This window comes from Conexibacter sp. JCM 18997 (genome assembly GCF_055391915.1).
Map to the genome: position 1 here is coordinate 4,161,911 of NZ_AP043885.1, position 20,120 is coordinate 4,182,030.

The following is a 20,120-nucleotide window of genomic DNA, read 5'->3' on the forward strand; positions in this document are numbered from 1 at the left end:
GAGAACCCCGAACCCGGCTGGCCCTCGCGGGAGGAGGCCGGAGCAGCAAGGAGCACCCCCACCATGATGCGTTCGATGTACTCCGCGATCAGCGGACTCAAGGCTCAGCAGACCATGCTCGACGTGACCGCCAACAACCTGGCCAACGTCAACACCATCGGCTACAAGGCCAGCGTCACCACGTTCCAGGACGCGCTCTCGCAGACCGTCCGCGGCGCGTCGGCGGCCAACACCGGCGGCTTCGCCGGGCAGAACGCGGCCCAGGTCGGCCTCGGCGTCACGGTCGGCGCGATCTCCAACCGGATGACCGGCGGCGCGATCCAGAACACCGGCAACACGTACGACATCGCCATCAACGGCGACGGCTGGATGCGCGTCGCCCAGGGCAGCCCGACCGCGGGCGCCCCGACGACCGGCACCCCGGCGGCCAACACGATGAACTACACGCGCGCCGGCAACTTCGCGCGCAACAACGCAGGCTACCTGACCACCCAGGACGGCTACTACGTCATGGGGCGCACGGCTCCGGCCGGCACCGCGGGCGCCACCGACGCCTACATCAACATCCCGACCGGCGCCACGAACGTCGCGATCGGCGCCGACGGCGCGATCTCGTTCACGCCCCCGACCGGCTACACCCAGCCCGCGACGCTGCCCGCCGTCGGTGCCGACGGCCGCGCGATCGCCGGCTACGTCAGCCTGGCCAACTTCCCCAACGACCAGGCGCTGCAGCACGCGTCGGGCAACCGGTTCACCGCCAACGCCGCCTCGGGCGCCGAGGTCGTCGGCACCCCCGGCACCACCGGCTACGGCGCGGCGATGGGCGGCTCGGTCGAGATGTCCAACGTCGACCTGGCCACCGAGTTCACCACGATGATCACCGCGCAGCGTGGCTTCCAGGCCAACTCGCGCGTGATCTCCACGGGTGACCAGATGCTTGAAGACCTCGTCAACCTGAAGCGCTAGCCGACGGGATAGCGCTGCGCGGGCCGACGGGCCCGCAGGGTTGAGGGAACGCGCGGGCGGAGCGAGTCGGAGGGATTCGCTCCGCCCAACGCGCGCTTGTTCGCTCTTCCACGTCCACCAGGAGAACCACCGTGATCCGCCTGCACAAGCTCTCGCACGACCGAGAGCCCTTCCTGCTGAACCCCGACCTGATCGCCACGATCGAGTGCCATCCCGACACGATGCTGCACCTGACCACCGGCGTGCGCTTCGCCGTCGCCGAGTCGGCCGACGAGGTCGTGGCCAAGTCGCTGGACTGGCGCACGCAGGTCGCCACCGGGGCCATCAAGGCCGCCAACACGCGTTCCTGAGACTGCGCGTCCAGGAACCGTTGAGAACAGGGTGAAGAGTCACGGCTTCCGGCCGATGACAGGGATGAAATGAAGGCCGCAACCATCATCGGCCTCGTCATCGCGTTTGTCGGCCTGGCCGGCGGCGCGACCGTCGAGGGCACCGCCGTCACCGCGATCATCGCGCCCCCCGCGCTCCTGATCGTCCTCGGAGGCACCTTCGGCGCCACCATGGCCGCTTGTGGCATGGACGGCGTCAAGGCCATCGCCCCGGGCTACAAGCTGGCCATGAGCCCGCCCGAGCTGGACCTCGGCGCCCGCGTGCGCGAGCTGGTCGGCCTGGCCGAGAAGGCCCGCAAGGACGGCCTCCTGGCCCTCGAGAGCGAGCTGGGCGACGTGGACGACGCGTTCATGAAGACCGGCCTGCAGCTCGTCGTCGACGGCACCGAGCCCGAGCTCGTCCGCGAGGTCCTCGAGGGGGAGATCGACGGCATGGAGCAGCGCCACAAGGCGGGCTGGGACGTGTTCGAGAAGGCCGGCGGCTTCGCGCCGACGATCGGCATCATCGGCACCGTCCTCTCGCTGATCCACGTGCTCGGCAACCTGTCGGACCCGGGCAGCCTGGGTCCCGCCATCTCCGGCGCGTTCATCGCCACGCTGCTGGGCGTCGGCACCGCCAACGTCGTCTACCTGCCGATCGGCAACCGACTGAAGAAGCTGTCGGGCCAGGAGGCGGCGATGCGCACCATGGTCCTGGAGGGCATCCTGGCCATCCAGGCCGGCGACAACCCGCGCATCGTCTCGCAGAAGCTGCTCACCTTCCTCCCGCCCGCCGAGCGCGAGGCCGCGTCGAGCTCCGGCCCGAACCTGAAGGCCGTCGCCGACCCGCCCGCCGACGCCGCGGCTGCCTAGCCCCATGGCCGGTCACGGCGGGAGGCGCAAGCGCGGCGGCCACGAGGCCGAGCATCCGGACGAGCGGTGGCTGGTCAGCTACGCGGACATGGTCACGCTGCTGATGGCCCTGTTCATCGTCATGTTCGCCATGGCCAACGTCAACACGTCGAAGTTCTCCGAGCTGAAGAAGTCGCTGGCCAACGCGTTCAGCGGGCCGGTCAAGACCGGCGGCGGCTCGATCATGGACGGCGGGGCCAGCGACCAGGCGGTGCAGGGTTCGATCCTGTCGCAGGTCGGCGGCTCCAACGGCACCCAGAGCGCCGCGCAGGCCGAGTCCGACCAGCTGCAGAAGCTCAAGGAGCGCGTCGACCAGTACGCCAAGGGCAAGGGCCTGTCCGACAAGCTCAGCGCGCGCGTCGAACGCCGCGGGCTGGTCATCACGATCCTCACCGACGACCTGCTGTTCGACAGCGGCTCGGCGGCGCTCAAGCCGCAGGGCCAGCCGCTGGTCAACGCGGTCGGCGACCTGCTGCGCAAGGAGCGCAACCACCAGGTGGTCGTCGAGGGCTACACCGACACCGACCCGATCGCCACCGCCACCTACCCGACCAACTGGGAGCTGTCGACGGCACGCGCCTCGACGGTCGTGCGGGCGCTGATGTCCGAGCTGGACGCCCGGCGCCTGACCGCCGCCGGCCGCGCGGCGCTGGACCCGGTGGCCACCAACAGCACCGCGGCGGGCCGCTCGGCCAACCGGCGCGTGCAGATCGTCCTTCCCCGCCAGGCGGCAGAGCCCTCCAGCTCTGACGCAGAACCTCAGATCGGCCCCTCCGAGCCGCAGATCGGACCCGAGGTAACTCCATGAAGTCGAAGATGAAGTTCATCATCCCCATCGTGCTGCTCGTGGTCCTGGGCGCGGCCTACAAGTTCGTCCTGGCCAAGCCCGCCGCGAAGGCCGCGCCGCCGAAGATCGCCGGCGAGGTCTACGTCCTGCCCACCGAGTTCCTGCTCAACCTGGCCGACGGCAAGTACGCCAAGCTGAAGGTCAGCCTGATCATGAAGCCGGGCGCGCACACCGCGGCCGCCGCCGGGGGCCACGGCGCTCCCGCCGATCCGCCGGAGGGCTACGGCACGCTGCCCCAGGAGGCCGTCGTGCGCGACATCGTCACCGACGAGGTGACCGAGGTCGACGGGCACGAGCTGTCGTCGTCCAAGGGGCGCGACAAGCTGAAGAAGGAGATCCTGGAGCGGATCCACAAGGAGACCGACGTCCACGCGGACTCCGTCCTGTTCACCGACGTCACCGTCCAGTAGGAGCACTCCGGGAATGTCCGACGAGCTCGAGCTCAACCAGCTGTCCTCCGACGACGGCGCCATCAACGCCGGGGGCGACCTCGGTCGCCTGTTCGACGTGTCCGTCGAGCTGTCGGTCGAGGTCGGCCGCACCCGCATGACCCTCGGCCAGGCGCTCGCGCTCGGGCCGGGGTCCGTCGTGGCGCTGTCGCGCAGCGCGCGTGAGCCGGTCGACCTGCTGGTCAACGGCAAGCAGGTGGCCCGCGGCGAGGTCGTGGTCATCGACGACGACTTCGGCCTGCGCATCACCGAGGTCAACGCGCTGGACGCCGACGGCGTGGCCGTCGAGCCGCAGGACGGCCTCGAAGCGGCCTGAGGGCTCAGCGGTGCGTGACGATGTTCACCACCGCGCCCTCGGGTGAGCGCACGAAGAAGCGGCGCACACCCCACGGCTCGTCGGTGAGCGGGTGCACGATCTCGTGGCCCGCCGCCACGGCCCGGGCGTAGGCCGCGTCGACGTCGTCGACCTCGATCGAGATGTCCGGGGCCACCGGCGCCGACGCGTCGGCGCTGAGCACGGTGATCTGCGCGCTCGGGTTGCCCGGGGCCGCGTAGGTGGCCACCCAGCCCTGGTCCATGGCCAGCTCCAGGCCGAGCACGCCCTCGTAGAAGGCGCGGCCGGCCGTGGGGTCGGCGGCGTGCAGGTCGGGGACGATGCGGCGGATCAATGCGGCACCGTGTGCGGATGGGCGGGCGCGGGCGGCTGGGCGGCATCGGCGATCAGCCACCAGGTCAGGCCCGCCCCGACCAGGCACAGCGCGGCGGGGGCCCACAGCGCGTGGGCCAGCGCGTAGACCGCGCTGTGGTGGTCGCTGAGCGAGGCCACCAGCGCGCCCGTGGCGGCCAGCAGCACCGCGCCGGCCAGCACCCGGTTCATGGCCAGCACGCCCGCGGCGATCCCGGCCTTGGCCCGGGGCATCGCCTCCATCGCCGCGATCGACATCGGCGAGTAGACCAGGCCCAGGGCGATGCCGAAGAGCAGGAACCCGGGCAGCAGCGTCCCGTAGCCGCTGGTCGCGTCCAGGCGGGCCATCAGCGCGACGCCGGCCGCGCCGCACAGCATCCCCAGCGTCATCAGCTTGCGCGGACCGACCGCCGCGATCAGCCGCGGGGCCAGGGGCGAGATGACCACCATCGGCGCGGTGATCGGGAGCACGAGGACGCCGCTCATGGCCGGACCGTAGCCCAGCGGGCCCTGCAGGTACTGCGGCATGAAGAAGATCACCGCCCACCAGGCGCCGACCAGGCAGAAGGCGGCCGCGGTCGCGCCCAGGTAGGGCCGGTTGCCGAACAGAGCGAAGTCCACGACGGGCTGGGCCACCCGCGGCTCGATGGCCACGAACGCGGCCAGCGCGACGAGGCCCACGGCCAGCGTGCCCAGCGTCCGCCCGGACGACCAGCCCCAGTCGTGGCCCTCGATCAGCACGAGCACGACCGCCGTCAGCCCGACCGTGAGGGCGGCCAGGCCGGCCACGTCGACGCGGTGCGTGGCCTGCTCGTCGCGCGACTCCGGCGCGGCGGCCAGCGTCCACCACAGGCCGAGGATCAGCGGCGGCACGCCGATCCAGAAGACCCAGCGCCACGACAGCGCCTCGACCAGCGTCCCGCCGACCACCGGCCCGATGGCCAGCGCCAGCGCCGAGATCCCGGCCCAGATGCCCAGCGCGCGGGCCCGGTGGGCGTCGTCGAAGACCGAGCTGACCAGCGCCAGCGACAGGGTGAGCATCCCCGCCGCGCCCAGACCCTGCACCAGCCGCGCGCCGATCAGGACCTCGACCGACGGCGCCACCGCGGCCGCGATCAGGCCGACCGAGAAGGTGGCCAGGCCGGCGACGAACACGCGGCGCCGGCCGAACTGGTCGCCCAGGCGGCCGGCGGTCACGACGAACACGGCGACGGCCAGCAGGTAGCCGTTGACCACCCACTGCAGCTCGCTGGCCGACGCGCCCAGGTCGCCCTGGATCGACGGCACGGCCAGCGTCACGACGGTGGAGTCGAGCATCAGCACGAACAGCGCCATGCACGTGCCGGCCAGCGTCCACCACGGACGGTTGGCCGCGGTCACCCTCACGCGGCGATCTTCGCAGGCCGCGCCGACCGTGCGCGCGCGGTCAGGGCCAGCGCGGCGGCGGCCAGCACGGCCAGCCCGGCCAGGCCGGCCAGCAGCCAGTGGATCGCGGCGGTCTGCGTCGAGCCCTGGCCGACCAGCACCTCCAGCAGCGTCGCGCCCACCGCGACGGCCAGGCCGCCCAGCCCGACGACGATGGCCAGCGTCACGCCCGACGCGCCGCCCGCCTCGCTGGCGGGCACGACCTGCTGCGTGCCCACGCTCGTGTAGGACCAGGTGATGCCCAGCCCGAAGCCGGCCAGCGTGAAGGCGATCACGTAGGCGCCCCAGGCCGACACCAGCGCGAGCAGCACCAGGCCGGCCGCGCCCAGCAGCAGCGCCCCGCCCATGACCAGCGCCGGCGACGTCCCGCGGGCGCCCAGCCGCCCGGCGATCACGCCCGCGGCCGCGTTGGCCAGCGCCGGGGCCAGGAAGACGATGCCGGCCTGCAGCGGCGTCAGGTCGCGCACCTGCTGCAGGTAGATCGAGGCCAGGAACAGCATCAGGCAGGTCCCGATGTTGCCCACGGCGCCCGAGAGCGTGACCGTCACGTAGGGGCGGTTGGCGAACAGGTCGAGGTCCACGAGCGGGCAGGCCGAGCGCTTCTCGATCTGCACGAAGGCGACGAGGACCAGCAGCCCGACGGCGGCCAGCCCGAGCGTCGCGGACGAGGTCCAGCCCCACGAGCCGCCGCGGTCGATGGCCAGCGTCACGCAGCCGACGCCGGCGATGATCGTGGCCAGGCCCGGGACGTCGATCCGCTCGGCGGCCGGGTCGCGCGAGTCGGGCACCGTGCGCAGCGCCAGCACGAACGCGGCCAGCGCGAACGGGATGTTGAAGAAGAAGACCCAGCGCCAGTTGATCGCGTCGGTCAGCGCGCCGCCGACGAACGGGCCGATCGCGGTGCCGATCGCGCCCAGCCCGTAGACCAGCCCGATCGCCTTCCCGCGGGTCGCCGCGGGGAACGCGTTGGAGATGACGGCGATGCCGACCGGGAACAGCAGCGCCGCGGCCGCGCCCTGGACGAAGCGCATGGCCACGAGCATCGCGGCCGACTGGGCCAGGCCGCAGAGCAGCGAGGCGACCGCGAACAGCGCGATGCCGCACAGCAGCACGCGCCGCCGCCCGAGCAGGTCACCGAGGCGACCGGCCGGGATCAGCAGCGAGGCGAGCGTCAGCTGGTAGACCGTGATCGCCCACTGCAGATCGGTGGTGGTGACGTCGAGCCCCCGCGCCGTCGCCGGCAGAGCCAGGTTGAGCGCGAAGAAGTCGACGTCGACGCAGAAGATCGCCAGCGAGACGGTCAGGATCAGCCGCGTTGAGGCCATGTGCGGACCGGCAGTGTCGTGCAGCCGGTCCGCTTACGCAAACGCCTACGCCTACGCCTACGCCAGGGCCTTGCTCACTGCGTCCAGCACGCGATCGGCCTGGAAGGGCTTCACGACGAAGTCCTTCGCGCCGAGCTTGATCGACTCGAGGACCTTGCTCTCCTGCCCGAGGGCGGAGCACATGATCACGCGAGCAGCCGGATCGATCGTGATGATCTCCTTGAGGGCGGCCAGGCCGTCCTTCTCGGGCATCGTGATGTCGAGGGTCGTGAGGTCAGGACGCAGCTCCTGCCAACGGTCAACCGCCTCGGCGCCGTTGCCGGCTTCACCGATGACGTCGTGACCCCCCTTGGTGAGGGCGTCAGTGACCATCTTGCGCATGAACGCTGCGTCGTCGACCACAAGAACACGGGCCATATCGGTCAGTCTCCTTGGGTTGTCGGCCCAGCCGTCAGCGACTGGGGGGTGGTGGATGGGGATTGGGAGAAATCGGGCAGGCCGTACACCTTCTCGATGCGCACGGCCCATTCACTGTCATCGGTCACCACGAGGCGACCTTGCGCGAAACACATGTCGTCGACGTAGAGGTCGATCGGATCGTCGACCTCGTGGTCGAGCTCGACCACCGCGCCGGGCGGCAGCCCGACCAGGCGCGCCAGCGGCATCCGCACGCGGCCCAGCTCGGCCCACAGGCGCAGCGGGACGTCGCGGACCAGCGGGCTGAGCGGCCCGTCGGTGTAGTCCGAGGCGTACTCGGTCGTCATCTCGCTCAACGCGCGGTTCATGCGCACGATGAACGCGTTGGGGACGAACAGGCACAGGCGGCAGGGCTCGCCGAGGATCGAGAACTGGGCGGTGACGGCGTAGGGCGTCGGGTCGTAGGCGGCGATCGCCTGCTTGTCGTCGTCGAACTTCTTGATCTCGGGGATCGAGATCTCGACCTCCTTGCCCAGCACCTTCGTGGCGGCCATGGCGGCGGCCGACATCATCTGGTTCATGGCCTCGCCGACGGCCGACTCGTCCAGCTCGGTGAGCTCGCCGTCGTCGTCGGGCAGGGCCTCGCCCATCATCGCCGCGGCCAGCCGGCGCGCGCCCTTGACGGTCATGACGAACACGTTGCCGCCGGTGACGCCGTCGACGAAGGACACGCCGGTGGCCACCGAGGGCACCTGGATGCCCTCCATCGGATGGGTGTTCGGGGGCACCGCGGCGACCAGGCCCTTGGTGATCTGGCCCTCCTCGGGGCAGAAGATCTGCAGGACGCCCATGACCGCCTCGGCCGTGGACTCGCCGATCTGCATCAGCGCGTGATCCGGGCTCTGGCTCATTGCAGCGATCCCTCCTCGCCGTCGAGCGTGTGCGTGATCTGCACGGCGCGCCAGCGCCCGCAGCGCCCGGGCTGGGCCCGGTGCACGGGCACCTTGTCGGCCATCAGCGTGATGCCGTCGGCCGCGGGGCTCATGAAGTTCAGGGTGTCGCCGGGCCGCAGGGCCAGGACCTGCTCGAGCGACAGCGTCGTGTGGGCCACCTCGGCGCGCACGGGCACGGAGACCTCGCGCAGCGCGGCGTCGACGGCCTCGGCGATGCGCGGGTCGCGCGTCTCCTCGTTGCCGCCGCCGAAGGAGTTGACGAACGAGCCGGCCGAGCGGTAGGGCACGAGCAGCACGACGGTGGTCGAGAGGCGCTCGAGGCGGCCCTCCATGACCAGCGCCAGCGTCGGCTCCGACGCGCTGGCCACGTTGGCGGACTCCGGCTGGGTGTCCAGGCGCAGCAGCGCCAGCTCGGAGCGCGACAGCTCCTCCCAGACCATCGACAGCTCCTCGGTCAGCGCGCCGAAGAACCGGCGGGCCACGACGAGGTCGATGTCGGTCAGCTTGCGCTCGCGGGCCGCCTGCGTGCCGCCGAGCAGGCGCTCGACGAAGTTGACGACCAGCGACTGCTCGGCGCTGAGCAGCATCCGCGCCTCGCTCTGGTCGCCGCCGTCGATGACGCCGCAGATGGAGTCATAGGGGATCTGCGCGTGCGCGTTGAACCAGGTCAGCTGCATGACGTCGATCACTTCGATCTCGACGTCGACGCGCAGCTCGGCCGACAGCCGGCGGTTGGCCGTGCGGCAGAACTGCTCCAGGGCGCGCTTGATGCGCCGCTCCTGATCGGCGGTGAACTTCGTCGGGTGCTGGAAGTCGATCGGGCGCAGGCCGCGGGCGCGACGGCCCGACACCTTCACCTCGGCACTCAGCTTGCCCTTCGCCGCCTGGTCGAACAGCTTGGCGATCTGGTCCTCGTTGAGCAGGTCCCCGCTCATGGTCTACGCGGCCCTCCCGTAGAGCTCTTCCTCGGTCCCGGCGACCTCGCGCACGGTGACGCGGGCGCCCTCCACGTGGACGCGCACGGTGCGGCCCTTGCGCCCACCGGTGGCGGCGGCGCGCACGGGGATCCCGAGCTTGCCCAGCTCCTCACGCACGGCGGCCTCGTTGCGGGCGCCGATGTTGGCCCCGCCCTCGCCGCTGAACGAGAACATCTGCGCTCCACCGACGATCACGGCCTCCAGGCGCGCGGCGCCCTTGGCCCGCACCGCGCGGGCCAGCTCGGGCACGCCGGTGTCGGCGAACTTGGCCACCGGTCCGGTGGCGTTGGTCTGCTCGGGCAGCATCACGTGGGCCAGGCCCACGATCGGCCGCCGGGCGTCGACCAGCGCGATGCCGATGCAGGAGCCCAGGCCGATGGTGACCAGGACGTCGCCGGTGCTGGCCGACGTCGCCAGCTCGCCCATGCGGACCATGTGCTCCTGCCCGACCATCACGCCAGCCCCAGCCGGGCCAGCAGCTCGTCGATGCCGTTGAGGCTCGGCAGCAGCAGGAACGTCAGCTCGCACTCCTGGCCCTCGACGATCAGCTTGCTGTCCATGACCAGGGCGAGGTTCGTCTGGTCGGCCTGCAGGGACAGCACCGTCGACATGATCGAGCCGACCATGTCGGCCACCGTCTCCGGCGGGTGCGGCTCGATCTCCAGGCCGGTCATCATGGCCAGCGAGTTGATGTACGAGCAGCCCAGGATGTTGCCGATCTCGCCCAGGGCGCCGCGGCCGTCCTCGGTGTGCGGGGGGACGCCGAGCAGGTTGCACAGCGTCTCCTCGTCGTCGGGCGGGAAGAGCAGCAGGACCGTGGCCGTGATGTCGCCGAAGATCGGCAGCACCACGCCGGTGGCCAGGCTCTCCGGGTCGCCGGCGGCGTCCACGGCGTCGGCCAGCGGGACCGCGCTGGCGGTCGGGACGGCGATGTCGACGGGGTGGCCGAGCATCGCGGACAGGGCGGTTCCGGCGTTGCCCGATCCGATGTTGGCCAGCTCGCGCAGGGCGTCGAGCTGCATGTCGGTGTATTGGGGAGTCATGGTGTGCGGGCCCTCCGTTAGGCCGCGACGAGACCGGTCGTGGGATTCAGGGCATCGCAGTCGACGATGAGCGCGATTTCGCCGCTCGACAGGACCGCCCCGCCGGAGACGGCAGCACTGTCGGAGACGTCGGGCGGGAGCGGGCGGGTGACCAGCTCACGCTGGCCCACCAGCTTGGTCACGGCGAGCGCCATGGTGCGCTCGCCTGAGGTGACGATGACGGCGTGGTCGCCGCCGGCGGCGCCGCGGCGACCGAGCGCCTCGCCCGCGTCCAGCAGCGGGAAGACGTCGTCGCGCATCACCAGCATCTTGCTGCCGGCGACCGAGCGGACCGCGTGGTCGTCGAGGCGCACCGTGCGCTCGACGCGCTCCAGCGGCACCGCGAACGGCTCGCCGTCGACCTCGATCAGCAGCGCGGCCATGATGGCCAGCGTCAGCGGCAGACGGATCTGGGCGGTGGTGCCCTTGCCCATCTGCGAGACGAAGTTCACGTCGCCGCCGAGCTCGCGGATGATCGTCCGCACGGCGTCCATGCCGACTCCGCGGCCGGAGATGTCGCTCGTCGTCTCGGCGGTCGAGAAGCCGGGCGCGAACAGCAGCTCGGCGGCGCGCGCCTGGTCGATCGACTCGGCCTGCTCGGCGGTGATCAGCCCGCGCTCCACCGCCTTGGCGGCCACCTTGGCGGGGTCGATGCCGCGGCCGTCGTCGCGGACGCTGATGACCACGTTGCCGCCCGCGTGGGCGGCCGAGATCTCCAGCGTGCCGGTCGGCGGCTTGCCGGCGGCCTCGCGCTCCTCGGGCGACTCCAGGCCGTGGTCGAGCCCGTTGCGCACCAGGTGCACGAGCGGGTCGCCCAGGGCGTCGACGACGGTGCGGTCCAGCTCGGTGTCCTGGCCGACGAGCTTGAGCTCGACCTGCTTGCCGAGCTTGTCGGACAGGTCGCGGATCAGGCGCGGGAAGCGCAGGAAGACGGCCTCGACGGGGATCATGCGGACCTGCATGACCATCGCCTGCAGCGACTGCGAGGCGCGGGCCAGATCGGCCATCGCCTGCGGCAGGCCGGGCACGTCGGCCTGGCCGGCCAGCGACTCGACGTGCGTGCGGTGCACGACCAGCTCGCCCATGAAGTGCATGAGCTGATCCAGGCGCGCGGCGTCGACGCGGACGCTCGTGGTGTTCGTCTTGTGGGTGGCGCTGGCGCCCGAGGTCGAGCCGGCCTTGGCCGCCTTGGGCGCGCTGGCCTCCTGCTGCTCGGCCGCGGCGGCCAGGGCGTCGTCGGAGACCTCGGTGATGACCACGGTGGCGACGTCGGCGACGTTGCGCGCGGCGGTCTCGACGTCCTCGTCGGTGGACTCGGCGGCCACCCAGGCCTCGATCTCGCGACCCTCGAACGCGTCGACCTTGTCGACGGCCGGGGCGGACGAGAGGACCGTGCCGTGCTCGCCCAGGGCGTTGAGGACCATGAACGCGCGCACGGTCGGCATCGAGCAGTCCTCGGACAGCTCGACCTCGACGCGCACGATGCGGCGTCCGCCGGCGCGCTCGGCGACGACCTCCGGCGGGGGCAGCGGCGCGGCGCCGCCGACGCGGTGGACGGCCTGCTCGGCCGTGCGGTCGCGGACCAGGCCCTTGAGCGCCTCGATCAGCGTGGCCGGATCCAGATCCTCGGCGCCCGTCTCGTCGATCTTCTCGACCGTGGCCTCGAGCGCGTCGAGGCACTCGAGCAGGACGTTGATCGCGTCGCGGGGGAGCCCGCCGCTGCGCTGGCGCAGCAGCTCGAAGACGTCCTCCATCTGGTGCGTGAGCGCCGCCATGTGCTCGAAGCCCATGGTCGCGCTCATCCCCTTCATGGAGTGGGCGATCCGGAAGATCTCGTTGACCGTCTCCTGATCGTCAGGGGTCTCCTCGATCCGGACGACGGCGAGGTTCAGCTCTTGAAGATGCTCTCGCGCCTCGGCGAGGAACATCGGCATGTACTCAGAGACGTCCATGGTGTCAGCTGTCGCTCTTGCGGTAGACGAAGGGATGGGTGGGGTTCAGGTCCATCTCGCGGGGGTCCTGCACCCGCTCGGTGGAGCCGATCACGAGGTAGCCGCCCGGGCGCAGGGCCGAGGCCAGGCGCTGGTGCAGCGCGTTGCGCACCTCGTCGTTGAAGTAGATGACGGTGTTGCGGCACAGCACGAGGTCCAGGCGGCCGGCGGGCACGTTCATGCGCAGCAGGTCGCCGACGTCGAAGCTGCACATCGACACGAGCTCGCGCTTGGCCTGGTAGCCGTCGCCGTCACGGTCGAAGTACTTGTTCAGCAGCGCCTGCGGGGCGGTGCGCGCGTCCTCGGTCGAGAAGTGGCCCTTGCGGGCCCGCTCAACCATGCGCTTGTCGATGTCGGTGCCCTTGACCGTGGCCCGGGCGGCCGGGATGTGCTCCTTGCACAGCGCGGCGACCGTGTAGGCCTCGGCGCCGTAGGACGAGCCGGCCGACCAGGCCGAGACCGTCCGGCCGGTGGAGGCGAGCTCGGGCAGGATGACCTTGCCCAGCACGTCCCACTGCTCCGGGTTGCGCCACAGCTGCGAGACGTTGATCGTCATGCGATCGAGGAAGTCCTCGAGCTCGGCCTTGTCGGTCTTCAGCACAACCAGGTAGTCGGCCAACGACTCGTGACCCTTACGGCGCGCGAAGGAACGAATGCGCCGCTCCATCTGGCCGCGCTTGTACTGGCTCAGGTCGATAGACGAGAGGACGCGGACGCCCTCGCAGAACACGGTGTAATCGTCACTACCTCTGGTGGGAACGGCAGTACCAGAGCTAGTACGAGCGGTCGTGGTGCGCGTGGTGGTGAGCGGGCTCATACGCCGGCCTCCTGGGCGATCGCGGTGGGCAGGTCGCGCAGATCGAGCACCTGGTCGGCCAGGCCGGCCTCGGCGATCGCCCGCGGCATTCCGTAGACGGTGCAGCTGGATTCGGCCTCGACGAGGATGCGGCCGCCGCGCTTCTTGATCTCGCGGGCGCCCTCCAGGCCGTCGCGACCCATGCCGGTGAGCACCACCAGCAGCGTGCGCTCGCCGTAGGCCTCGGCGACGTCCTGGATCGTCAGGTCGGCCCGCGGGCGCAGCGCGCCGATCGCGGGGCTGTCGGACAGCTTCGACTTGCGCCCGTCCACGAGGCGCAGGTGGGAGCCGCCGGGGGCGAGCAGGGCGACCGTCGGATCCAGCACTTCGGCGCCGGCCGCCTCCTTGATGGTCAGCTTGCTGGCGCGGTCCAGGCGCTGGGCCAGCGAGGCGGTGAAGCCGGCCGGCATGTGCTGGACCATCAGCGTGCCGGCGCCGAGGCGGCCGGGCAGCTTGGGCATCAGCTCGGCCAGGGCCCGGGGGCCGCCGGTCGAGCTGGCGATGACGACGACGCGGCCGGTGCGCGAGGCGATGGCCGGGCGGGCACCGGCCGCCGGCCGGGCCGGGATCCCGCCGCGGCGCGGCGGGACGGCACGCGGGCGCGGGGTGACCGTGCCCGGGCGCCCGCCGCCGATGCGGGGGCGATGCGACGCGGCGGCCGCGCGCACCTTGTCGCCCAGCTCGGTGACGAACGTCGACAGGGGCTCGCCCGTCGCCGGCTTGGCCACCAGGTCGAAGGCGCCCTCGGCGAGCGCGTCGACCGCCCGCGCGCCGTGGGCCGGCGAGAACGCCGACACGACGACGACCGGGACATCGGTCGCGCCCGGCTTCTGCAGGGCGCGCAGGACGCCCATGCCGTCGAGGCCGGGCATCGCCAGGTCGAGGGTCATCGCGTTGGGACGCAGACGCTGGCACAGGGCCAGCGCCTCGTCACCGTCGGCGGCGGCGCCGACGACCTCGAAGCCTTCGTTCTCCAGCGCGTGCGAGACGACGCGCCGCATGAGGCCAGAGTCGTCGGCAACGACGATGCGCTTGCGGGTGGCAACCGGCATGACGGGGAAGCTGAGGTACTGAGGAGCGCGCGACGCGGAGGTCTACGCGACCTCGAGCAGCTGGTCGGAGTCGACCGGCGCGTTGCCGAACAGGCCCACCGGGTCGAGCAGGACGACGAGGCGCTGCTCGATCTTGGCGATCGCCTCGATGGCCGGATCACCGGCGGCGGGCACCGTGTCGAGCTGCTCGATGTCGACGGTCAGTACCTCTTCGACGTCGTCGACGATCACGCCGGCCATGTCGGTGCCGGTCTGGACGATGACGATCTTGGCGTGCTCGGGACGCTCGGCCAGCAGGCCGAGACGGGCGGCCAGGTCGTAGACGGGGACGATCTTCCCGCGCAGGGAGATGACACCGCGGACCCAGGCGTCGTCAGAAGCGACGGAACGGGGGTCGGTCCAACGGATGATCTCGTGGACCTGCGTGATCGGCAGCGCGTACTCCTCCTCACCAAGCGAGAAGACGACGAGCTGACGGGTGGATTCAGTGGACATGCAGTACCTCGGTCAGGGCGGGGGGCTGGCTACCCGGTGATGGTCGGCATCACGGGCTGTCACTTGAGGCCCTCAAGGCGCCAACGGACCGACCGACTACCGGATCGAGTCGTCCCTCCCGACTCCATCCAACACATGTTGACTCCCTCCTTCCGCAAGGCCGTGACGGCGGCTACAGCGATCCTCCTTCTGGCGCCCACCTACGCGGTGGCAGCGCCTACGTCGACGACGCCGGACCAGGGCGAGAGCACGCCCCTGGACCTGCCGAGCTCGGCGGACGCCACGTCGACGGACAGCGTCGGTCACTCCTCGAGCGGCAGCATCGTGCGCACGTTCGTCGGCCTGGCCATCGTCATCGCCGTCATCTACGGCGTGACCTGGGTGCTCAAGCAGGTCAAGCAGTCCCGCGAAGAGCGCACCCGCGGCAACGGCCTGACCACCGAGGCGGTCGTCGCGCTCGGGCCCGGCCGCTCGCTGCACCTGATCCGCGCCGGCCGCGAGCTGCTGCTCGTCGGCGTGGCCGATCACGGGGTCGTCCCGATCCGCACGTACACCGAGGAAGAGGCGCGCGCCGCCGGCCTCGACCTGCCCGCCGACGACGATCCGACGGCCTCGCCCGGCGGTGGCGCCGCGGCGCGCAAGCCGGCCACCGTGGGCTCGTTCGTGGAGAAGCTGCGTGAGAGGACCGTGCGCTGATGGACTCCAGCAACGCCGTGCAGATCCTCCTGCTGGTCGCGGGGCTCACGCTCCTGCCGGCCATGCTCTTCTGCCTCACCGGCTTCACCCGGATCATCATCGTCCTGGGCTTCATCCGCAGCGCCATGGGCACGCAGAGCGCGCCGCCCAACCAGGTGCTCGTCGGCATCGCCGTGTTCCTGACGATCTTCGTGATGGCGCCCACGTTCGGCGCGATCAAGGAGACCGCCTACGAGCCGCTGCAGGCCGGCAAGATCACCCAGGAGCAGGCGCTCAAGCGGGCCGAGCTGCCGCTGCGCGAGTTCATGTTCAAGCAGACCAGCGACAAGGACCTGGCGCTGTTCACCAAGCTGGCCAAGCAGCCGACGCCCAAGACGCGAGCCGACGTCCCGACCTACGTCCTGATCCCCGCGTTCATCATCTCCGAGCTGAAGACGGCCTTCCAGATCGGGTTCCTCATATTCCTGCCCTTCCTGGTCATCGACCTCGTGGTGTCCACGACGTTGATGTCCATGGGCATGATGATGCTGCCACCGGTCTTCATATCCCTGCCGTTCAAGATCCTCCTGTTCGTCCTCGTCGACGGCTGGAACCTGGTCACCCAATCGCTCGTGCAGAGCTTCAACTAGGCGGGACACATGGACCAGGACACCGTCATCTCGATCGCCACACAGGCGCTCGCCCTGTGCATGAAGATCGCCCTGCCGCTGCTGCTCGTCGGCCTCGTCGTCGGCCTGATCGTCTCGATCTTCCAGTCGGTCACGCAGATCCAGGAGCAGACGCTGACCTTCATCCCGAAGATCGTGGCCACCTTCGCGGTGCTGCTGATCGCCGGGCCGTGGATGCTCAACCAGCTGCTCTCCTGGACCCAGGAGCTGTGGCTGAGCATCCCGCGCATGGTCGGCATGTCCTAGCCGCCGTCGCGCGATGAACGACCTCCTCCTGCAGCACTTCGGCGAGCAGCAGCTCGCCGGGTTCTTCCTCGTGCTCGCGCGCGTGTCGCCGCTGTTTCTGATGGCGCCGCTGTTCTCGAGCAAGATGGTGCCCGGGCGCGTGCGCACGGTGATCGCCGTCGGCATCTCGATCGGCCTGACGCCGATCGTCGTCGGCGACCAGCAGATCTCGACCGACCTGTGGACCTACGCGGCGCTGATCCTCAAGGAGCTGCTCGTCGGCGGCGCCTTCGCCTTCGCGCTGGGCGCGCTGTTCGCCGCCGTCGGCGTGGCCGGCACGTTCCTGGACTACTTCGTGGGCCTGTCGTTCGGCAGCCTGATCGACCCGGTCACCGGCACCAACACGACGATCATCTCGCAGCTCTACTCGCTGGTCGGGATCATGATCTTCATCGCCATCGGCGGTGACGGGTGGGTGCTGGCCGGGTTCGAGCGCACGTTCGACGTGGTCGGCCTGACCGAGTCGCCGTCGATCGGCACGCTGGTCGCCGGGGCTGACGAGGCGTTCGTCGGGATCTTCGCCGCGGCGGTCCAGATCGCCGGGCCGATCATGCTGGCGATGATCCTCACCGACGCGGCGTTCGGCGTCGTCTCGCGCGTCGTCCCGCAGCTGAACGTCTTCGGCGTCGGCTTCCCGATCAAGCTGATCATCGGCGTCCTGCTCATCGGCGTGACGCTGCCCTACCTCGGCGGCTGGCTGAACAACGAGCTGCAGACGAGCGTGTCGATGGCGCTGCACACGTTGAAGGTCGCCTAGCGGGAGCTCTGGGATGGCCGGCGAGAAGACAGAGAAGGCCACACCCAAGAAGCGCGAGGAGGCCCGCAAGAAGGGCCAGGTCGCGCGCTCGATGGACCTCACCGGCGCCGTCGTGATGCTCGTCGGCCTGTTCGCGCTGCACAGCTTCGGAGGGAAGCTCGTGGCGCACTGCCGCGAGACGATGGACTGGGCGCTGCGCCTGATCGCGCACCCGGACGTCGTCAGCGGCAAGGGCCTGGAGGAGATCATCATGACGGTGCTCGGGCACATCGCCTTCGCGCTGCTGCCGATCGTCGGCGCCTGCGCGATCGCCGCGATCGTGATCAACGTCGCGATGGTCCGCCCCAAGCTGAACATGGCCGGGCTGAAGCCCAAGCCGGAGCGCCTGAACCCGATGAAGGGGTTCAAGAACATCTACGGGCCCAACGCGCTGTTCGAGGGCGCCAAGTCCATCACCAAGCTGCTCGCCGTCGGGGTGATCGTCGCCGCGGCGATGATCCCGATGATCCCGGCGATGGGCGGCATGATGGGCATGTCGCCCGAGCAGCTGGCTTCGGCCATCATCGGCGACGTGTTCGGCATCGCCGAGCGGGCCGCGGTGGCCTACCTGATCATCGGGATCATCGACATCGTCTATCAGCGCTACCGCAACGAGAAGTCGATGAAGATGGACAAGCAGGAGGTCAAGGAGGAGGCCAAGCAACAGGCGCTGCCGGCCGAGGTGCGCATGACCATGCGCCGCCGCCAGATGCAGGCATCGCGGGCGCGCATGATGGCCGCGGTGCCCGACGCGGACGTGATCGTCACCAACCCGACGCACTACGCCGTCGCGCTGAAGTACGACGGCGCCAGCGCCGCGCCCACCGTCGTGGCCAAGGGCGTCGACCTGGTCGCCGCCCGCATCCGCGAGCTGGCCGGCGAGGCGGGCGTCCCGATCGTCCCCGACCCGCCGCTGGCCCGCGCCCTGCACGCCGCCGTCGAGATCGACCAGCAGATCCCCGAGGAGTTCTTCGGCGCGGTCGCGCAGGTGCTGGCCTTCGTCTACCGCATGGCCGGCCGCCGGCGCGCGGCCGCCGTGTAGCGGGCTACGCCCGGGCCTGCGCCTCGCTGGTCGCCCGGGCCACGAGCTCGTAGGCGCCGGCCAGCATGTTCGACAGCAGCGCCGCCTGCAGGCCCGGGTCGGTGTCGTGCAGCGCGGCGAAGTGCTCGGCGTCGAGGATCGCCAGCTCGACGTCGCCGTCGGCCACCGCCTCGACCGCGCGGACGTTGTGGCCGAGCACCGCCAGCTCGCCGAACGACATGCCGGGCGTCAGGGTGGCGACGCGGCGGCGCTGCTCCTCGCCCAGCGGCAGCCGGACGCTGACCTCGCCGGCGACCAGCAGGTAGATCTCCCCGGCCGGGTCGCCGACGCGCATGATCACGTCGCCGTCGGCGTGCGTGCGGCGCTGCAGCAGCGCTTCCAGCCGGGCCAGGCGCTCGGGGTTCAGCCCGGCGGTCAGGTGGTGGTCGGCCAGGGCGATCGCCGCCGGGCGCTGATGGGGCGACAGGCGCTCGGCCAGCAGCTGGTTCTCGGCCCATTCGGTGGCCGCGTCGACGTCGCCGAACAGCGGGCAGGCCGGCCCGCCGCGCGCGGCCAGCTCGGCCTCCAGCGCGGGATGGTCCCCGTGCTCGACGAAGCCGAGCAGGACGTCGCTGTCGGCCAGCGCGTCGCGCAGGTCGGCCAGCAGCGAGGCGGCGCTGGCGTCGATCTGGCCCGCGCCGGTCAGGTCCAGCACGACGACGTCGAGGTCGTCGGCGTCGGCCACCACCCGGCGCATGACCGCCTCCATGCCGGCGAACAGCAGGTCGCCCTGCAGCTCGAGCACCTCGGCTCGGGCGCCGATCTGGGCCAGCAGCTCGCGCTCGGCCGCCGGGCGGCGGCGGCGGGAGGGGACGGCGCCCACGTCGTAGGCGGCGCGGATGGCCGAGCGGTGCGAGCGCGTCGCGTGCAGGAAGTGCAGGGACAGGTCACGCGACATGCGCCGGCACACGGCGACGCCGCGCACGCTGTTGCCGTGCTCGTCCAGGCGCGGCGAGAAGACGGCCACGCCGAGCTCGCCCGGGAGCACCGCCAGGATGCCGCCGGCCACGCCGCTCTTGGCCGGCATCCCGACGCCCTCGACCCACTCGCCCGCGCCGTCGTACATGCCGCAGGTGGCCATCACGCTGAGCACGCTGTCGACCAGCTCGGGCGCCAGCGCGCGCTCGCCGGTGCGCGGCTGCTGGCCGCCGTTGGCCAGCGTGGCCGCCATCAGCGCGACGTCGCGGCAGTCGACCAGCACCGAGCACTGGCGGAAGTAGCGCTCCAGCGCGTCCTCGGGGTCCTCCTCGAGGATCGCGAAGCTGCGCAGCATGTGGCCGATCGCCCGGTTGCGATGCCCGGTCTCGCGCTCGGAGGCGAACACGTCCTCGTCGACGGTCAACGGGTGCCCGGCGTAGCGGCCGTAGGTCTCCAGCACGCGCGCGAAGCGCTCAGCGGAGGCGTCGCCGCCGACCAGGCCCGCGGTGGTGATCGCGCCCGCGTTGATCATCGGGTTGCGCGGGCGGCCGGTGACCGGCGCCAGGCTGATCGAGTTGAACGCGTCGCCGGAGGGCTCGACCCCGACCTTCGCGGTGACCGCCTCGCGGCCCAGGTCCGACAGCGCCAGGCCGTAGGTGAACGGCTTGGACATCGACTGGATCGTGAACGGCACGCGCGTGTCGCCGACCTCGTAGACGTGCCCGTCGGTGGTGGCCACGCAGATGCCGAAGCGGTCGGGATCGGCGGCGGCCAGCGGCGGGATGTAGTCGGCCACGGCGCCGTCGCGCAGCTCGGTGTACTCCGCGTGGAGACGCTCGAGGTAGTCCTGGACCGGTGAGCGCGCCACGACGGCGC

The 20,120-nt window shown here is 71.2% G+C and carries 24 protein-coding genes; 11 read left to right on the forward strand and 13 right to left on the reverse strand.

From position 1 onward, the window contains the following. The first annotated feature begins 63 nt into the window (after positions 1-63). The 6 genes from ACZ5UI_RS20995 (at position 64) to fliN (ending at position 3,858) form a co-directional block, all read left to right on the forward strand. Entirely contained in the window at positions 64-966 is a 903-nt protein-coding gene (locus tag ACZ5UI_RS20995; protein ID WP_464190650.1) for a flagellar hook-basal body complex protein, read from the forward strand. Positions 967-1,097: 131 nt separating this feature from the next. After that, positions 1,098-1,316, forward strand: a complete 219-nt coding sequence (locus ACZ5UI_RS21000; protein WP_464190652.1) for a flagellar FlbD family protein — start codon at positions 1,098-1,100, stop codon at positions 1,314-1,316. Positions 1,317-1,385: 69 nt separating this feature from the next. After that, on the forward strand, positions 1,386-2,207 hold the full coding sequence (locus tag ACZ5UI_RS21005; protein ID WP_464190654.1) for a flagellar motor protein: 822 nt from the start codon (positions 1,386-1,388) through the stop codon (positions 2,205-2,207). Positions 2,208-2,211: 4 nt separating this feature from the next. Further along, on the forward strand, positions 2,212-3,054 hold the full coding sequence (locus ACZ5UI_RS21010) for a flagellar motor protein MotB (RefSeq protein WP_464190656.1): 843 nt from the start codon (positions 2,212-2,214) through the stop codon (positions 3,052-3,054). Beyond that, positions 3,051-3,503: a flagellar basal body-associated FliL family protein gene (locus ACZ5UI_RS21015; RefSeq protein ID WP_464190658.1), complete on the forward strand. Its 453-nt coding sequence runs from the start codon at positions 3,051-3,053 to the stop codon at positions 3,501-3,503. The genes ACZ5UI_RS21010 and ACZ5UI_RS21015 overlap by 4 nt, the downstream gene beginning before the upstream one ends. 13 nt (positions 3,504-3,516) lie before the next feature. After that, positions 3,517-3,858 (forward strand): flagellar motor switch protein FliN, encoded by a 342-nt coding sequence (fliN, locus tag ACZ5UI_RS21020; protein WP_464190660.1) that lies wholly within the window; start codon positions 3,517-3,519, stop codon positions 3,856-3,858. 4 nt (positions 3,859-3,862) lie between these two features. On the opposite strand, the gene ACZ5UI_RS21025 is transcribed toward fliN, so the two are convergent. The 12 genes from ACZ5UI_RS21025 to ACZ5UI_RS21080 form a co-directional block, all read right to left on the reverse strand. Beyond that, positions 3,863-4,210 (reverse strand): VOC family protein, encoded by a 348-nt coding sequence (locus tag ACZ5UI_RS21025; protein ID WP_464190662.1) that lies wholly within the window; start codon positions 4,208-4,210, stop codon positions 3,863-3,865. Further along, entirely contained in the window at positions 4,207-5,613 is a 1,407-nt protein-coding gene (locus ACZ5UI_RS21030; RefSeq protein WP_464190664.1) for an MFS transporter, read from the reverse strand. The genes ACZ5UI_RS21025 and ACZ5UI_RS21030 overlap by 4 nt, the downstream gene beginning before the upstream one ends. Beyond that, positions 5,610-6,977, reverse strand: a complete 1,368-nt coding sequence (locus tag ACZ5UI_RS21035) for an MFS transporter (protein ID WP_464190667.1) — start codon at positions 6,975-6,977, stop codon at positions 5,610-5,612. Before ACZ5UI_RS21035 ends, ACZ5UI_RS21030 begins: the two co-directional genes overlap by 4 nt. Before the next feature lie 57 nt (positions 6,978-7,034). Then, positions 7,035-7,394 carry a response regulator gene (locus tag ACZ5UI_RS21040; RefSeq protein ID WP_464190668.1) on the reverse strand — a complete coding sequence of 120 codons (360 nt, stop codon included), beginning with the start codon at positions 7,392-7,394 and terminating at the stop codon, positions 7,035-7,037. Between the two features lie 5 nt (positions 7,395-7,399). Continuing rightward, complete coding sequence (locus ACZ5UI_RS21045) at positions 7,400-8,305, reverse strand: FliM/FliN family flagellar motor switch protein (protein WP_464190670.1); 906 nt, start codon at positions 8,303-8,305, stop codon at positions 7,400-7,402. Further along, positions 8,302-9,282, reverse strand: coding sequence for a flagellar motor switch protein FliM (locus tag ACZ5UI_RS21050; RefSeq protein ID WP_464190672.1), 981 nt, complete (start codon positions 9,280-9,282; stop codon positions 8,302-8,304). The genes ACZ5UI_RS21045 and ACZ5UI_RS21050 overlap by 4 nt, the downstream gene beginning before the upstream one ends. A 3-nt stretch (positions 9,283-9,285) precedes the next feature. After that, the gene (locus tag ACZ5UI_RS21055; RefSeq protein WP_464197852.1) at positions 9,286-9,777 is read right to left on the reverse strand and encodes a chemotaxis protein CheD; all 492 of its coding nucleotides are present in this window, start codon (positions 9,775-9,777) and stop codon (positions 9,286-9,288) included. After that, positions 9,777-10,367, reverse strand: coding sequence for a chemotaxis protein CheC (locus ACZ5UI_RS21060; RefSeq protein WP_464190674.1), 591 nt, complete (start codon positions 10,365-10,367; stop codon positions 9,777-9,779). Before ACZ5UI_RS21060 ends, ACZ5UI_RS21055 begins: the two co-directional genes overlap by 1 nt. Positions 10,368-10,384: 17 nt before the next feature. Continuing rightward, the gene (locus tag ACZ5UI_RS21065) at positions 10,385-12,358 is read right to left on the reverse strand and encodes an Hpt domain-containing protein (RefSeq protein WP_464190676.1); all 1,974 of its coding nucleotides are present in this window, start codon (positions 12,356-12,358) and stop codon (positions 10,385-10,387) included. A 4-nt stretch (positions 12,359-12,362) separates the two neighbouring features. Beyond that, positions 12,363-13,127, reverse strand: a complete 765-nt coding sequence (locus ACZ5UI_RS21070; protein WP_464190678.1) for a CheR family methyltransferase — start codon at positions 13,125-13,127, stop codon at positions 12,363-12,365. 83 nt (positions 13,128-13,210) lie between these two features. Further along, complete coding sequence (gene cheB / locus ACZ5UI_RS21075) at positions 13,211-14,305, reverse strand: chemotaxis-specific protein-glutamate methyltransferase CheB (RefSeq protein ID WP_464190680.1); 1,095 nt, start codon at positions 14,303-14,305, stop codon at positions 13,211-13,213. A 42-nt stretch (positions 14,306-14,347) separates the two neighbouring features. Further along, positions 14,348-14,800: a chemotaxis protein CheW gene (locus tag ACZ5UI_RS21080; protein ID WP_464190682.1), complete on the reverse strand. Its 453-nt coding sequence runs from the start codon at positions 14,798-14,800 to the stop codon at positions 14,348-14,350. A gap of 135 nt (positions 14,801-14,935) precedes the next feature. Between ACZ5UI_RS21080 and ACZ5UI_RS21085 the strand changes: the two genes are divergently transcribed. Genes ACZ5UI_RS21085 through flhB form a run of 5 tightly spaced genes read left to right on the forward strand, consistent with a single transcriptional unit; the run spans position 14,936 to position 18,287 of the window. Next, the gene (locus tag ACZ5UI_RS21085; RefSeq protein ID WP_464190684.1) at positions 14,936-15,496 is read left to right on the forward strand and encodes a FliO/MopB family protein; all 561 of its coding nucleotides are present in this window, start codon (positions 14,936-14,938) and stop codon (positions 15,494-15,496) included. Next, complete coding sequence (fliP, locus tag ACZ5UI_RS21090; RefSeq protein ID WP_464190686.1) at positions 15,496-16,125, forward strand: flagellar type III secretion system pore protein FliP; 630 nt, start codon at positions 15,496-15,498, stop codon at positions 16,123-16,125. Before ACZ5UI_RS21085 ends, fliP begins: the two co-directional genes overlap by 1 nt. A gap of 9 nt (positions 16,126-16,134) precedes the next feature. Further along, the gene (gene fliQ / locus ACZ5UI_RS21095; protein WP_464190688.1) at positions 16,135-16,410 is read left to right on the forward strand and encodes a flagellar biosynthesis protein FliQ; all 276 of its coding nucleotides are present in this window, start codon (positions 16,135-16,137) and stop codon (positions 16,408-16,410) included. Positions 16,411-16,423: 13 nt separating this feature from the next. Next, positions 16,424-17,206, forward strand: a complete 783-nt coding sequence (gene fliR, locus ACZ5UI_RS21100; RefSeq protein WP_464190690.1) for a flagellar biosynthetic protein FliR — start codon at positions 16,424-16,426, stop codon at positions 17,204-17,206. 13 nt (positions 17,207-17,219) lie between these two features. Next, positions 17,220-18,287, forward strand: a complete 1,068-nt coding sequence (flhB, locus tag ACZ5UI_RS21105) for a flagellar biosynthesis protein FlhB (protein ID WP_464190692.1) — start codon at positions 17,220-17,222, stop codon at positions 18,285-18,287. Positions 18,288-18,291: 4 nt separating this feature from the next. On the opposite strand, the gene glsA is transcribed toward flhB, so the two are convergent. Then, on the reverse strand, positions 18,292-20,112 hold the full coding sequence (glsA, locus tag ACZ5UI_RS21110; RefSeq protein WP_464190694.1) for a glutaminase A: 1,821 nt from the start codon (positions 20,110-20,112) through the stop codon (positions 18,292-18,294). Between the last annotated feature and the right edge of the window lie 8 nt (positions 20,113-20,120).

What these genes read in the sequence shown, in the direction of transcription:
- fliR (WP_464190690.1), top strand. Translation starts at nt 16,424, where the DNA reads ATGAACGACCTCCTCCTGCAGCACTTCGGCGAGCAGCAGCTCGCCGGG.
- ACZ5UI_RS21080 (WP_464190682.1), bottom strand. Translation starts at nt 14,800, where the DNA reads ATGTCCACTGAATCCACCCGTCAGCTCGTCGTCTTCTCGCTTGGTGAG.
- ACZ5UI_RS21040 (WP_464190668.1), bottom strand. Translation starts at nt 7,394, where the DNA reads ATGGCCCGTGTTCTTGTGGTCGACGACGCAGCGTTCATGCGCAAGATG.
- flhB (WP_464190692.1), top strand. Translation starts at nt 17,220, where the DNA reads ATGGCCGGCGAGAAGACAGAGAAGGCCACACCCAAGAAGCGCGAGGAG.
- ACZ5UI_RS21015 (WP_464190658.1), top strand. Translation starts at nt 3,051, where the DNA reads ATGAAGTCGAAGATGAAGTTCATCATCCCCATCGTGCTGCTCGTGGTC.
- fliQ (WP_464190688.1), top strand. Translation starts at nt 16,135, where the DNA reads ATGGACCAGGACACCGTCATCTCGATCGCCACACAGGCGCTCGCCCTG.
- ACZ5UI_RS21050 (WP_464190672.1), bottom strand. Translation starts at nt 9,282, where the DNA reads ATGAGCGGGGACCTGCTCAACGAGGACCAGATCGCCAAGCTGTTCGAC.
- ACZ5UI_RS21085 (WP_464190684.1), top strand. Translation starts at nt 14,936, where the DNA reads ATGTTGACTCCCTCCTTCCGCAAGGCCGTGACGGCGGCTACAGCGATC.
- ACZ5UI_RS21065 (WP_464190676.1), bottom strand. Translation starts at nt 12,358, where the DNA reads ATGGACGTCTCTGAGTACATGCCGATGTTCCTCGCCGAGGCGCGAGAG.
- ACZ5UI_RS21010 (WP_464190656.1), top strand. Translation starts at nt 2,212, where the DNA reads ATGGCCGGTCACGGCGGGAGGCGCAAGCGCGGCGGCCACGAGGCCGAG.
- fliN (WP_464190660.1), top strand. Translation starts at nt 3,517, where the DNA reads ATGTCCGACGAGCTCGAGCTCAACCAGCTGTCCTCCGACGACGGCGCC.
- cheB (WP_464190680.1), bottom strand. Translation starts at nt 14,305, where the DNA reads ATGCCGGTTGCCACCCGCAAGCGCATCGTCGTTGCCGACGACTCTGGC.
- fliP (WP_464190686.1), top strand. Translation starts at nt 15,496, where the DNA reads ATGGACTCCAGCAACGCCGTGCAGATCCTCCTGCTGGTCGCGGGGCTC.
- ACZ5UI_RS21055 (WP_464197852.1), bottom strand. Translation starts at nt 9,777, where the DNA reads ATGGTCGGGCAGGAGCACATGGTCCGCATGGGCGAGCTGGCGACGTCG.
- ACZ5UI_RS20995 (WP_464190650.1), top strand. Translation starts at nt 64, where the DNA reads ATGATGCGTTCGATGTACTCCGCGATCAGCGGACTCAAGGCTCAGCAG.
- ACZ5UI_RS21005 (WP_464190654.1), top strand. Translation starts at nt 1,386, where the DNA reads ATGAAGGCCGCAACCATCATCGGCCTCGTCATCGCGTTTGTCGGCCTG.
- ACZ5UI_RS21035 (WP_464190667.1), bottom strand. Translation starts at nt 6,977, where the DNA reads ATGGCCTCAACGCGGCTGATCCTGACCGTCTCGCTGGCGATCTTCTGC.
- ACZ5UI_RS21060 (WP_464190674.1), bottom strand. Translation starts at nt 10,367, where the DNA reads ATGACTCCCCAATACACCGACATGCAGCTCGACGCCCTGCGCGAGCTG.
- ACZ5UI_RS21045 (WP_464190670.1), bottom strand. Translation starts at nt 8,305, where the DNA reads ATGAGCCAGAGCCCGGATCACGCGCTGATGCAGATCGGCGAGTCCACG.